The following is a 12,678-nucleotide window of genomic DNA, read 5'->3' as shown; positions in this document are numbered from 1 at the left end:
CGCAGCAGCGCCGCTTTTGCCAATCCCGAATCCCGACTCCCGAATCCCCCGCCACCGAACGGCCCCGTACGGGCCGAAGGCAGCGCTTCAGCTACACTCCCCGCCTTACGTTGACGACACCACTGCATGAATCCTAACTACCTCGACTTCGAGCAACCCATCGCCGATCTGGAAGCAAAGATCCAGGAACTGCGCAAGGCCAGCACCGGTCCTGCAGTCAACGTGGACACCGAGGTGCGTGCGCTGCGCGACAAGCTGCGCGTGCGTACCGCACAGATCTTCCGCGACCTGTCGGCCTGGCAGGTCTCGCAGCTGGCGCGCCACCCGCAGCGCCCGTACACGCTGGACTACATCAACACCATCTGCGACGAATTCCAGGAACTGGCCGGCGACCGTGCCTATGCCGACGACAAGGCGATCGTCGGTGGCCTGGGCCGTATCGATGGCCGCGCGGTGGTGATCATTGGCCACCAGAAGGGCCGCGACACCAAGAGCAAGGTCGCCCGCAATTTCGGCATGCCGCGCCCGGAGGGCTACCGCAAGGCGCTGCGGCTGATGAAGCTGGCCGAGCGCTTCCGCCTGCCGTTGCTGACCTTTATCGACACCCCGGGCGCCTACCCGGGCATCGGCGCCGAAGAGCGCGGCCAGTCCGAAGCGATCGCGCGCAACCTGCTGGAGATGGCCGAGCTGAAGATTCCGGTGATCTGCACCGTGATCGGCGAAGGCGGCTCCGGCGGCGCGCTGGCGATCGGCGTGGGCGACCGCACCTTGATGCTGGAATACGGCACCTATTCGGTGATTTCGCCCGAAGGCTGCGCCTCGATCCTGTGGAAGGACGCGGCCAAGGCCAAGGACGCAGCCGAACAGCTCGGCTTGACCGCCAAGCGCCTGAAAGGCCTGGGCCTGGTCGACAAGGTGATCCGCGAACCTACCGGCGGCGCGCATCGCAATCCCGAGCAGATGGGCAAGCGCCTCAAGGCGGTGCTGCTCAACGAGCTGGAAGCGCTGGAAAAGCTGCCAGTCGAGGGCCTGCTGCAGCGTCGTTACGAGCGCCTGCGCAGCTACGGCGCCTACGAAGGCAACTGATCGGCGGTCTGCCGGGGCGATGGTGCTGCGCGCAGCATCGCCAGCCGGCAAGACGATTGGCCACCATGGAAGGACCTGTTCGGATATGAGCCCGCTACTTCTGCTGTCGCTGGTATTGCAGGCTGCCTGCTGCGTGCACGTGGTGCGCAGCGGCCGCCCGCTGTACTGGATCTTCATCCTGCTGGCGTTTTCGTTGCTGGCGGTCCTGGTCTACGTGTGCGTGGCGGTGATCCCGGACCTGCGCAACGACCCGACGGCGCGCCGTGGTCTGCGCAAGGTGCGTCAGCGCATCGACCCGCAACGCGAACAACGCGACGCATCGCGCCAGCTGGATGTGGCCGACACCCCCGAGAATCGCCGCCGCCTCGCGCAGACGCTGCTGGAACAGGGCGACTACGCGCGTGCCGCCGAGCTGTATCAGGGCGCGCTGCGCGGCATCTACCAGGACGATCCGGACCTGATGCTGGGCCTGGCCAGGGCCCAGTACGGGCTGGGCCAGGCCGCAGACACGCGCAAGACGCTGGACGCGTTGATCGCGGCCAATCCGAACTTCCGTTCGCACGACGGGCACCTGCTGTACGCGCGCGCAGTCGAAGACAGCGGCAGCATCGACGAGGCGCTGCACGAGTACGAAACGCTTGCTCAAGGCTATCCGGGCGAAGAAGCACGCGTGCGTTATGCGCAACTGTTGTTGCGCGCCGCGCGCCCGCAAGACGCCAGGGCCGTCTTCGAGCAGGTGCTGCGCCACGCAGCCGCCTCGCCCAAGCATTACCAGCGCGAGCAACGCGCCTGGATCGACCTGGCGCGCAAGGGACTGAGCGAGCTCGGCGCCCAGGCGTGATCGCCGCCTGACGCGATACTCGAGCCGCGAAACACGGATGGCGCGCGCATCGTGTTCCCAGAAGACCTGGTACGCAACCGAGGGCGCTGCCATGCCCAGAAGGATGGGATAGCGGCAAGCCTGAAGGTCCGGATCGATCACCTGCTGCAATTGTCGGTGCAGCCGTTTCGCAATGGTGCCTTGGCGGAATCCCTCGACTATCCGCGCCACATCACCGCAGTGCTGCGCGAACACGCCAGCGACGACCGGCGCATCCGGCGAGCGCATGCACCGCCCGGGCGTTGTGTCAGAACGGCTTGGCCAGCACCAGCCAGATCACCCCGACCAGCAACACCACCGGCACTTCATTGAACAGCCGCAATGCGCGGCCGCTGGGCAGGCTGCGGCCCTGATCCACGCCCTTCAACCAGCGCCCGGCCACGATGTAATGCGCCAGGATCAAGGCCACCGCAAACAGTTTTGCGTGCAGCCAGCCACCGGTCACCATCGTCGGGAAATCCGGAATCACCCGATAGCCCTGCCACAGCACCGCGCCCAGCAGCAGCGCCAGCCCCAGCATGCTGTGGCCGAATTTGTAGAGGCGGCGCCCCATCAGCACCAGGCGCGTGCGCACCGCAGGCTCGGCACCGGCTTCGGCGATATTGACCAGGATGCGTGGCAGGTAGAACACCGCGGCCATCCACGCAGTGACGAACAACAGATGGAAGGTCTTGATCCACAGGTACAGGGTCATGTGCTGGCTTCGCTGGCTGGCGTAGGATGGCCCGCATTTTCACCTATCCGCTCACGCGAAAGCACCTGACGTCCATGTCCGAACCCGACGACAAGCAGTACGACGCCCACTATTTCCGCCGCTGGTACCGGGATGCCGGGCTGGCCGACCCTGCGCGCCTGCGACGCAAGGTCGCACTGGCGGTGAGCCAGGCCGAGTACTACCTTGAGCGCCCGATCCGCAGCGTGCTGGATATCGGCTGCGGCGAGGCGGCCTGGCGCGCGCCATTGTTGGCGCTGCGTCCCAAGCTGAGCTATCTGGGCTTCGACAGCAGCGCCTACGCGGTACAACGTTACGGACGCAGCCGGCAGATCCACCCTGCCCGCTTCGGCGATTTCGCCTGGCTGCGCCCGTGCGCGCCGGTGGATCTGCTGATTTGCTCGGACGTGCTGCATTACGTGCCCACGCGCGAGTTCAACCAGGGCCTGCCGGGGTTGGCCGAGATGTGCGCGGGCGTGGCATTTCTGGAGATCTTCGCCGAAGAGGATGCCTTCGAAGGCGACCACGATGGCTTTCAGGCGCGGCCGGCGCGCTGGTATCGGCGCCGCTTCGCCAGCGTGGGGTTTGCTGCACTCGGCTCGCACTGCTGGTTGTCGCCGCAGTTGGCCGATGAGGCATCTGCGCTGGAGCGTGGCTGAGCAGAACGCTGGCCGGTTGAGGCACGCATGGCGAGTGGCTTCGCCGCGCACCCTCACCCCAACCCCTCTCCCGCAGGAGAGGGGCTTTATTCCACTCATCTCCCCGCAGACAGAGGAGCGTCACTCCCTTCTCCCGCCGGGAGAAGGTGCCCCGCAGGGGCGGATGAGGGTACGTGCGAAACCTGGTGGAGATTGAGTGCTAGTGGAGATTGAGTGCACTGGGCTTCGCCCCGCACCTCATCCATCCCTGCCCTTCAGGAAAGAGGACTCGTCCAGCAGTCGTAGGGTTCTGCGACGAACGCGCGCTTTCGACTTGCATAGCCATCCAAAGAATCACCAATCGCGGCGAACCAAATCGCGGCCAATCAACGCGCTGACGCCTGCCATAAGTCGTATGACAGCCTCTACCGTCCGCAGCCCCATTAAGGTGCAAATGCGCCAAAGGGGGTATGCTGCGCGGCAGCAAAGAGCCGCACGGATGGGTGGAATGCTTTATCAACTGCACGAGCTGACCCGCAATCTGCTAGCCCCTTGGGTGCACCAGGCCCAGGCGAACGCCAAGATGTTCTCCGACCCCGACAGTCTGTGGGCCTCGCTCCCGGGCGCGGAACGCATGGCGGCCGGCAATGAGCTGTTCCATCGCCTGGGCAAGGAATACGAAAAGCCGGCCTGGGCACTCGACGATGTCGAGGTCGACGGCCACTCGCTGCCGATCATCGAGCGCGAGGTGCTGAGCAAGCCGTTCTGCCGTCTGCTGCGCTTCAAGCGTTTCAGCGACCATGTCGAGCTGATCGGCACGATGAAGCAGCAGCCGGCCGTGCTGGTGGTGGCGCCGTTGTCCGGCCACCACGCCACCCTGCTGCGCGACACCGTGCGCACCCTGCTGCGCAACCACAAGGTCTATGTCACCGACTGGGTCGACGCGCGCATGGTGCCGCTGGAAGCCGGCGCCTTCCGGCTCGAGGACTACATCAGCTACATCCAGGAGTTCATCCGTCACATCGGCGCCGAGCGCCTGCATGTGGTGAGCGTGTGTCAGCCCACCGTGCCGGTGCTTGCGGCGGTGTCGCTGATGGCCACCAACGACGAACCCACGCCGCGCTCGCTGGTGATGATGGGCGGGCCGATCGATGCGCGCCGCAGCCCGACCCAGGTCAACAACCTGGCCACCGAAAATGGCATCGAGTGGTTCCAGAACAACCTGATCCACACCGTGCCGTTCCCGTATCCGGGTCACGGCCGGCAGGTGTATCCGGGCTTCCTGCAGCATGCCGGCTTCCTGTCGATGAACCCCAACCGGCACGTGATGTCGCATTGGGATTTCTACACCGACCTGGTCAAGGGCGACCTGCAGGACGCGCAGGCGCACCGGCAGTTCTACGACGAATACAACGCCGTGCTCGACATGCCGGCCGAGTATTACCTGGACACCATTCGCGTGGTGTTCCAGGACTTCCTGCTGCCGCAGGGCAAGTGGAAAGTGGATGGCCAGCTGGTCAAGCCGTCGGCGATCCGCAATACCGCACTGCTCAGCATCGAAGGCGAGCTGGACGATATCGCCGGCCTTGGCCAGACCGAAGCGGTGCACGATCTGTGCACCGGGATCGACGCGGCGCATCGTCGTCATCTGGTAGTGGAAGGTGCCGGCCATTACGGCATCTTCAGCGGCCGTCGCTGGCGCGAAGTGGTGTACCCGCAGGTGCGCGAATTCATCGCTCGCTACGATGCCGACCCGGTCGGCAGCCGCGACCCCGCCACCGTCACCCCGATACGCAAGCGCGGCAAACGCGCCTGATCGGCCGACAAATCGGCCGACAAAAACGCCCCTTGATCGAGACCGATCAAGGGGCGTTTTTTTATGCGTAGATTTTTGGTTCCAGTAGACACAGCGCACTGCGTGGCAACGTGTGCGGCACCCGCACCAGACAGCTTGCCGGTCGCTTTGTTGAAACTGCTTGCAACCACGCACACCGACCATCTTCGATGGTCCTTGCCCGCCCACCGTCGCGGGACCTTACGCGGCATGGATGCCGCGTAAGAGCCTACACGGACGTACTTGCGGCGTGTCCTGCGATGGTGGGCGGGCAAGGGCCCTTCAGCCAAACCTGACGTTGGCAACTGATCGGATGCGCCGTAATCCAGACGCCGCGTCATCCCCTGCTTGTAACCATGCACACCGACCATCTCGATTGGTCCTTGCCCGCCCACCGTCGCGGGACCTTACGCGGCATGGATGCCGCGTAAGAGCCTACACGGACGTACTTGCGGCGTGTCCTGCGAGGGTGGGCGGGCAAGGGCCCTGCTGCCAAGCTGCAGATCAAACGCTACGCAGCTAACACTAGGCCTTCGCGCAGCAACGTCGGTTGAGTGCAGTCAAACGCTCGGGTCGTCGAGCGCGCGATGCCCTCGCCGCTCGCGGGACACGCCGTGAATCCGTCCCTGGAGGCTCCTCAGCGGCATCCATGCCGCTGAGGGTCCCGCAACCGGCGAGGACACCGCACTAGAGCGTTGGTCGGTTGCTTTGTTTAAAACCATGCAAACCGACCATCTCGATTGGTCCTTGCCCGCTCACCGTCGCGGGACCTTACGCGGCATGGATGCCGCGTAAGAGCCTACAAGGACGTACTTGCGGCGTGTCCCGCGACGGTGGGCGGGCAAGGGCCCTGCTGCCAAGCGACAGAGCGGCCGCCCTGCAACTGCTCCATTCGCGCTGCCCAATCACCCACACGACAAACAGACTTCATATCGTCGCGTCTGTCAGGGCTTGCACTGCAGACCACGCGGCAGCAAGACGATCGCAGCCGCGTGCCGCACAACCCGCAACCCGCAACCCGCAACCACACGGTGCACTCAGCCTTCACCGCTCTTGACCAGTAAGTGCTTGGCGAACATGCCGTGCAGCTTGCCGAAGGCGCGTGCCAGGTGCAGCGTGACGAACAGCAGCAGCACGCCCACGACGAACAACGGCAGCGTCAGCCAAGCGCTGGTGACATCCACGCCATCCCAGGTCAGCACCGCCGTGTTGTCGAACAGCAGCACCAGCGGAGATGCGGCCAGGCCCAGCGCCAACGACAACAAGGTGGTGAACACGCTGAAGTAGACAATGCCCAGCGGCAGCATCAGCAGGAAGTACAGCATCGTGCTCCAGGTGCGCGCATCGGTGAACATCGCGCCGATGCGTTGCAGCCAGCCACCTTGCGGCCCCGGATGGGCAGGACGACGCGGCATGCGCACGCCCAGCAGCGTCTCCACCACGCGGCCTTCCACCAGTGATAGCACCCGCACCGATCCGAAGAACAGCACCAGCAACGGAACGCCGATGATCAGGATCATCAAGCCGGCCGACAGGCTCGCACCGGTGATCACCCAGGTGAAATAGAACACGCCGGTGACCAACGACAGCAGCATGTAGAACAGCGCGCCGTAGCTGCGTGGATCGGCAGCCACGCCGAAGAACCTGCCGAACCACGTGCTGCGTCTACGCGGCAGCGGCGGACGCAGTGCACGTGTCACCGTCACTTCGGTTTCGCGATAGATCTCGGCCACTTCATCCGGCGCGCCATGCTGCCTGCCACGCCGGCGATTACTTCCGCTTCGCTTTTGCCTGCCTGCTCGGCCAGTTCGGCGCGCAGATACTCTTCGGCGTCGTAGAGCGCGTCCTGGATCATCGCCGGGTCCGCGCCGGCCAGGGCCTGGCGCAGTTGTGCCAGGTAATCGGGAATGGTGGTCGGCAACGGGCGTGCCTGCGCAATGGTCGTCATGAGTGGGTCCCCTCCAGCACTGAGTCAACGGAATCGCGGGTGGCGCGCCAGGCGGCGGTCCAGTCGCGCAGGCAATCACGCCCGGTTTGGGTGATGCGGTAATAGCGCCGCGGCGGACCGGATGCCGACGGCTCGACATGGCTTTGCAGCAACCCTGCCCCCTCCAGATTGCGCAGCACCGGATACAGCGCGCTCTGCTTGCCGCTCAGCACGCCGTCCAGCCGCTCCATGCGCTTGGCGATCAGATAGCCGTACAGCGGCTCCTCGGCCTGCGCCAGCACCGCTAATAACGCAAGCGATACCGTGCCCGCACTCAGCTCTTTCTGAAATTTCCGCAGGTAGGCATCGGGTTCGCTCATCGGCCATCTCCGCTAGGTCGAAGGCAATGCTATTGCGAAGTTGGGTATAGTGGATGTGCCGGTAGTCATGAGAATTGAGAATCGGGAGTGGGGAATCGGGAATCGGAAAAGCACGTCCCGTCGCCCGAGTCGCTTATGTGGTCTCCGATGGCTTTGCCGGTGTACCGAATCATTTTTTTTTGAGAGTCGTGCGCTGCCGACGAAGCGTGCTCTACCGACTCCCCATTCCCGATTCCCCATTCCCGGCTTCATCAACGCGCTCATGTGCTTAGAACCATTGGGTTACTCCCTTTGCGGCAGCGCTCCACTACAGTCATTGCCCACTGAGCCGATACCACTCGCTCAGACGACTCACTTTTTTCGATAGGGCGACACGATGCGACTAGCACGCTTGGCACAGCCAGCCATGGCTGAAACTTCCTTTGGTGCCACCCGGCGCCTGTGCCTGGCGATCGGGTTGTCACTGCCGGGATTGGGGTTTGCGCAGGCGCAGACCGCGCCGGTCAATGCCGAGCAGGCCCAACCGGAACCGGTGAAGGCTGCACCTGCCGCTCCGGCAGCGCCCGCTGCTGCGAAGGGTTATCCGCTGGAAGCGCAGGGCTGGGGCGCCAAGCAGGGCGGCAACATGTGGCAGGTGCGTTGGGCCGAAGACTGGTCGTATCTGAAGGATCCGTCCAAGCGCAAGAGTCCGTTCGATCCGCTCAAATACATTCCGCTCAATGAATCGGGCGACGTGTATGTCTCGCTCAGCAACGAATTGCGCGTGCGCAGCAACACCATCACCAATCCCGGTTTGATTCCCGGCAGCCATTCGCAGCAGCAGTACCTGTTGCGCGCGTTCTTCGGCGCCGACTTTCATGTCGGCAAGCACTTCCGCCTGTATACGGAACTGGCGCACGGCAGCCTGGATGGACGCAACGAAGGTGCCAAGACCGGCACGCAGGAAAACAACGCGATCCTGCAGCAGGTGTTCTTCGATGTGAAGGGCCGTGTCGCCGATGCCGACCTCGGCCTGCGTGTCGGCCGTCAGGTGTTTGTCGATGGCCCCGTCACGCTGATGGCATTGCGCGACAACACCGATATCTTCGTGACCTTCAACGGCGTGCGCGCCTGGGCGATCGGCGAAAAGACCCGTGTGGACCTGTTCGATTTCAACTTCAACCTCGATGGCACCGAAGGCTTGGGCGACGATCGCATCGACCGCTCGCGGCACTTCCGCGGCGTGGTCGGCGGCTATCGCATGCCGACCGCCAAGCCGATGTATCTGGAGCCGTTCTTCTACCAGTTCCGCAACGACAATCAGGTCTGGGGCCGGCAGACCGCCGAAGAAAACCGCAATTATTACGGCCTGCGCCTGTGGGGCAATGTGGGCAAGCTGCGCACCGACTCGTTCGTGACCGTGCAGCGCGGCAGCTACGGCGGGCGCGATCTGCGTGCCTACATGGCCAGCACCTCCAACGCCTGGTCGCTGAGCGAATCGGGCTGGAAACCGCGACTGGGCTTCCATAGCGAAATCGCTTCCGGCGGCGGTGGCTCCTCCGGCACCGGCACGCTGCGCAACAACAACTTCCTCTATGGCAATACGATCTACTTCAGCTGGGCCACGTTCTTCGGCCCGGTCAACCTGGTCACCGCCGCGCCCACGTTCACCTTCTCGCCCACTTCCAAGATCACCGTGAACCTGGAATGGGAGACGCTGTGGCGGCAGACCACCAGCGATGCGATCTACAACAACCAGGCACGCGCCTACGCCCGCACGCAGAGCACCGGCGAGCGCCGCATCGGCACCATGCCGCGCATCAACGCCACCTGGAACATCGACCCGAACTGGTCGGTGACCTTCCGCGCCGAACACCTGATGGCCGGGCCTGCGCTCGAAAAGGCCGGTTACGGCGATTCGACCTTCGTGATGGGCTGGTTGAATTTCCGGTTCTAAGCCCGCGCTACGAGCGGCGCGTTGCGTTGCGCAGCGCGCTCTTGCGCGTCCATGCGAGCAGGCGGAAGAAAGCTGATGTTGATAGCAACGCTGCACGCTTTCGCTATCACAGATGGCGGCACTGCCAACTTGGCGTATTAGCCTTCCTACGCAGCACGCAAGACGATGCTCCGCCAGCAGATGTAGCGGCAGCCCAACGCGGTGGCTGAGGTGGATCGCATGCACCCGCCCCACCCGTCCGCTGGCCTTCAATGGTTAGGGCGCCTGGTTCTTCGGGGCCACTGCCGCCCCGGGCTGATGCGCCATCTGGATGCCTGCGAGCGGCCACAGATCTTCCACAACACCGTCTTCAGGCCTGGCGTATTGACGCAGTTGCATGCTCAGGCCGTCCGCAGCGGGCTGCAGTGGTCGCGCTTGCCCGCGCAGCGATGGCGGCAAGCCGGCAAGGCGCTGCTCGAGTGTCTGCGCATCACCAGGGTGATCGCGTAACCACAGCAAGGCCGATAACGCGCGCAGTGCAGCGGCAGTGTCTTGCCGCTTGTGCTGGTAATTTGCATAGTCAGGGCGTGCCAGACCCGCCAACAGACACCCCACTGCATTGGCAATGCAACCCATCGAGACGGTGTCCGGCACTGGAATCAGTGCCTGCGGCATCGCTTGATCCTGCGCCAGCACGGCCCGTACCGGCGCGCTGCATGCCCAGGTATAGGTCGGAGCCATCAGCGCATGGGTGCGTTCCTGGTCGAGTAGATGCAGCGACAATCGATCGTCCCAGGACAGATCGGTTGCCTGGCCGTTGCGGCTGGCTTCCTGAAATATCGAAAGCGCCATCCTTGATTCGCCGTGCAATGCGTCGCACAGCGAGATCTCATCGACCACAAGCGGCGCAAATGCGGCCAGGCAGTGCGCAGGCAACGGATGCTGCGCCGGCAGCTCGGACAGCATGTCGGCAAGCAGGTGCGCATTGGTGCGCAGCATCGCCGCGCCAAGCATCGGCATGAGTAGATTGTCGCTGCTGCGCAGCAGTACGCGTGCAACCTGCGCATCGGTGCAGACACCCGCCATCGCCTGTGTGGTGCGCCCTTGCACAAAGTCCAGCGCGTTGCTGGTCATCGACACATTGAACCGAGGCAGTGGCGGCAACGGCGCAGTGGCAGAAGGCGGGAACGGGCTTCGGTAATCGGCGTAACCGGCCAGATCGCGCAGTTTGAACAACAACGGTATCTGGGTAGCCAGCGCATCGGCATAGGCTTGCGGCTGCTGACGTACGCGGTCCAGGCAGCCGGCATGGCGCGTGCATGGCGCCGGGGCTGTGGCCGGCCAATCCGGGTGGCGCGGATAGCGCGTGGCCGCACTCTGCAGCTGCATGCCTGCCGGCAAGCGCGCGAACCGCTGCACATCCTGCGCAACCAGCGCATCCCGCTGCGCATCGGGTACCGCATACCCCAACGACCATAGCGCGGCGAACATATTGGGCCCACGCAGCGGCGGCTGCGGTTGACGCAGTTGCGCCAACGCCTGGCGCTGCGCCTCAGGAATCGGCCAGCGCGCGGAGATCGCGTACAGGGCCACCAGCAGGGCGATCAGGATGCATAGCCCCAGCAGGGCCGACTTGATGAATTTGGCGAGCATGCGGGGGCAACCGTCCGTGGATGAGCTGTGTCATCTTAGAGCGGCCCGTACAGAGCCGCGAGTGGCATACGCCGATGCGCACTTGCCGTCTCCCGGGCGAACAGGTGCACCGCGCGCCTGCACCGGACGCGGCCGAATGCCTACAATGCGCGTATGTCCGAATCCCCCATTCCGCCCACCCGCCCTTCCCTGCAACGCGTCTTTCTGACCGGTTTGCTCACCCTGCTGCCGGTCTGGTTGACCTGGGTGGTGGTGAAGTTCGTGTTCTCGCTGTTGTCGGGCATCAGCAGCCCCTGGGTGGTGCCGTTGTCCGAACGCATCGCCGCCTCGTTCCCCGACTATCTGGGCTGGATCAAGGCGCTGTGGGTACAGAACACCATCGCGCTGATCGCCACCGTGGGCGCGATCCTGTTCGTCGGCATCCTGAGCCGGCGCGTGATCGGCCAGCGCCTGCTGCGCTGGTTCGAGGCGATCATGCGGCGCATCCCGCTGGCCAGCGTGGTGTACGACAGCGCGCGCAAGCTGCTCGACATCCTGCAGACCCAGCCCGGCAGCACCCAGCGCGTGGTGCTGATCGACTTCCCGCACCGGGACATGAAGTCGGTCGGCCTGGTCACGCGGGTGATCAAGGAACAGGGCACCGGGCGCGAGCTGGCAGCGGTGTACGTGCCGACCACGCCCAACCCGACCTCCGGCTATCTGGAGATCGTGCCGGTGGAGCTGCTCACGCCCACCGACTGGAGCGTGGACCAGGCGATGAGCTTCATCATCTCCGGCGGCGCAGTGGCGCCCGAATCGGTTCCCTTTACCCGTACCGCGGATCGCTAAAGCCATGACACAGGTGCGCACCCTCGACGATCGTGCGGTTCGCCTGTTCATTGCGCTGGCCGCGTTCTTCTGCGTCAACGCGGCATTGGCCGAGTTCATCGGGGTCAAGATCTTCGCGCTGGAAGACACCCTCGGCATCGCGCCGTTGAACTGGAACCTGTTCGGTCAGACCGGCTCGCTCAGCTTCACCGCCGGCACCTTGCTGTGGCCGGTGGTGTTCATCATGACCGACACCATCAACGAGTTCTTCGGCAGCCGCGGGGTGCGTTTCATCTCGTGGGTGGCGGTGGCGCTGATCGGCTACGGCTTCGTGTTCGCGTTCGCCGCCATCGCACTGGCGCCGGCGGGTTGGTGGGTCACGGCGGCGCAGAGCCAGGGTGTGCCCGACTACCAGGCCGCCTTTGCAGCGGTATTCGGCCAGGGGCTATGGACGATCGGCGGCTCGCTGGTGGCCTTCCTGTTCGGCCAGTTGATCGATGTGTCGGTGTTCCATCGCATCCGTCGCGCCACCGGCGAAAAGCACGTGTGGCTGCGCGCCACCGGCTCCACGGCGGTGTCGCAGTTGGTGGACAGCTTCGTGGTGATCTACATCGCCTTCGTGCTCGGCCCGCAGCATTGGTCCACCGACCAGTTCCTGGCGGTGAGCACGCTCAACTACGTCTACAAGATGGGCTTTGCGATCGCACTGATCCCGCTGCTGTATCTGGCGCGCCGCGCCATCGGCGCATACCTGGGCGCCGAGCGCGCCGAGCAACTGCGCGAAGAAGCCGCCGCCGGCTGACAACGCGAAAACCTGCCGGCCGCAGCGCTGCCAGGCGAGGACCC

10 protein-coding genes and 1 pseudogene are annotated in these 12,678 nt (G+C 64.6%); 7 read left to right on the top strand and 4 right to left on the bottom strand.

Features of this window, described 5'->3' with window-relative positions:
- The first annotated feature begins 126 nt into the window (after positions 1-126).
- Positions 127-1,086 carry an acetyl-CoA carboxylase carboxyltransferase subunit alpha gene (locus ABQY64_RS07300; RefSeq protein ID WP_016902405.1) on the top strand — a complete coding sequence of 320 codons (960 nt, stop codon included), beginning with the start codon at positions 127-129 and terminating at the stop codon, positions 1,084-1,086.
- Positions 1,087-1,171: 85 nt separating this feature from the next.
- Complete coding sequence (locus ABQY64_RS07295; RefSeq protein WP_349780602.1) at positions 1,172-1,927, top strand: tetratricopeptide repeat protein; 756 nt, start codon at positions 1,172-1,174, stop codon at positions 1,925-1,927.
- A gap of 286 nt (positions 1,928-2,213) precedes the next feature.
- Here ABQY64_RS07295 and ABQY64_RS07290 read toward each other — a convergent pair whose 3' ends face one another.
- On the bottom strand, positions 2,214-2,660 hold the full coding sequence (locus tag ABQY64_RS07290; RefSeq protein WP_104594836.1) for a CopD family protein: 447 nt from the start codon (positions 2,658-2,660) through the stop codon (positions 2,214-2,216).
- A 74-nt stretch (positions 2,661-2,734) separates the two neighbouring features.
- Between ABQY64_RS07290 and ABQY64_RS07285 the strand changes: the two genes are divergently transcribed.
- Positions 2,735-3,337: a class I SAM-dependent methyltransferase gene (locus ABQY64_RS07285; protein ID WP_349780601.1), complete on the top strand. Its 603-nt coding sequence runs from the start codon at positions 2,735-2,737 to the stop codon at positions 3,335-3,337.
- A gap of 487 nt (positions 3,338-3,824) precedes the next feature.
- Positions 3,825-5,132 (top strand): polyhydroxyalkanoate depolymerase, encoded by a 1,308-nt coding sequence (locus tag ABQY64_RS07280; protein WP_016904270.1) that lies wholly within the window; start codon positions 3,825-3,827, stop codon positions 5,130-5,132.
- Positions 5,133-6,187: 1,055 nt separating this feature from the next.
- Here ABQY64_RS07280 and ABQY64_RS07275 read toward each other — a convergent pair.
- Both ABQY64_RS07275 and ABQY64_RS07270 read right to left on the bottom strand, forming a co-directional pair.
- Positions 6,188-7,098 (bottom strand): annotated as a pseudogene (locus tag ABQY64_RS07275) (sensor domain-containing protein).
- Positions 7,095-7,457 (bottom strand): PadR family transcriptional regulator, encoded by a 363-nt coding sequence (locus tag ABQY64_RS07270; protein WP_016904272.1) that lies wholly within the window; start codon positions 7,455-7,457, stop codon positions 7,095-7,097. Before ABQY64_RS07270 ends, ABQY64_RS07275 begins: the two are co-directional and overlap by 4 nt.
- Positions 7,458-7,833: 376 nt before the next feature.
- On the opposite strand from ABQY64_RS07270, the gene ABQY64_RS07265 reads away from it, so the two are divergent.
- Entirely contained in the window at positions 7,834-9,393 is a 1,560-nt protein-coding gene (locus ABQY64_RS07265) for an alginate export family protein (protein WP_349779086.1), read from the top strand.
- 255 nt (positions 9,394-9,648) lie between these two features.
- On the opposite strand, the gene ABQY64_RS07260 is transcribed toward ABQY64_RS07265, so the two are convergent.
- Positions 9,649-11,025, bottom strand: a complete 1,377-nt coding sequence (locus tag ABQY64_RS07260; protein ID WP_349779087.1) for a hypothetical protein — start codon at positions 11,023-11,025, stop codon at positions 9,649-9,651.
- Positions 11,026-11,178: 153 nt separating this feature from the next.
- Here ABQY64_RS07260 and ABQY64_RS07255 point away from each other — a divergent pair, with 153 nt between their 5' ends.
- Entirely contained in the window at positions 11,179-11,853 is a 675-nt protein-coding gene (locus ABQY64_RS07255; protein ID WP_039520267.1) for a DUF502 domain-containing protein, read from the top strand.
- A gap of 4 nt (positions 11,854-11,857) precedes the next feature.
- A complete protein-coding gene (locus ABQY64_RS07250) occupies positions 11,858-12,634 on the top strand; it encodes a queuosine precursor transporter (RefSeq protein ID WP_016904276.1) in 777 nt (258 codons plus the stop codon).
- Positions 12,635-12,678: the final 44 nt, after the last annotated feature.

It is taken from the genome of Xanthomonas sp. WHRI 7065 (assembly GCF_040203115.2).
In the GTDB taxonomy this organism is placed as follows: Bacteria; Pseudomonadota; Gammaproteobacteria; order Xanthomonadales; family Xanthomonadaceae; genus Xanthomonas; species Xanthomonas arboricola.
The sequence above is the reverse complement of the archived record's forward strand: the minus strand, read 5'-3'. Positions and strand labels throughout refer to the sequence as shown.

Bases quoted from the DNA above. Each gene is read 5' to 3' on its own strand.
- ABQY64_RS07300 (WP_016902405.1), top strand. From the start codon at position 127: ATGAATCCTAACTACCTCGACTTCGAGCAACCCATCGCCGATCTGGAA.
- ABQY64_RS07295 (WP_349780602.1), top strand. From the start codon at position 1,172: ATGAGCCCGCTACTTCTGCTGTCGCTGGTATTGCAGGCTGCCTGCTGC.
- ABQY64_RS07290 (WP_104594836.1), bottom strand. From the start codon at position 2,660: ATGACCCTGTACCTGTGGATCAAGACCTTCCATCTGTTGTTCGTCACT.
- ABQY64_RS07285 (WP_349780601.1), top strand. From the start codon at position 2,735: ATGTCCGAACCCGACGACAAGCAGTACGACGCCCACTATTTCCGCCGC.
- ABQY64_RS07280 (WP_016904270.1), top strand. From the start codon at position 3,825: ATGCTTTATCAACTGCACGAGCTGACCCGCAATCTGCTAGCCCCTTGG.
- ABQY64_RS07270 (WP_016904272.1), bottom strand. From the start codon at position 7,457: ATGAGCGAACCCGATGCCTACCTGCGGAAATTTCAGAAAGAGCTGAGT.
- ABQY64_RS07265 (WP_349779086.1), top strand. From the start codon at position 7,834: ATGCGACTAGCACGCTTGGCACAGCCAGCCATGGCTGAAACTTCCTTT.
- ABQY64_RS07260 (WP_349779087.1), bottom strand. From the start codon at position 11,025: ATGCTCGCCAAATTCATCAAGTCGGCCCTGCTGGGGCTATGCATCCTG.
- ABQY64_RS07255 (WP_039520267.1), top strand. From the start codon at position 11,179: ATGTCCGAATCCCCCATTCCGCCCACCCGCCCTTCCCTGCAACGCGTC.
- ABQY64_RS07250 (WP_016904276.1), top strand. From the start codon at position 11,858: ATGACACAGGTGCGCACCCTCGACGATCGTGCGGTTCGCCTGTTCATT.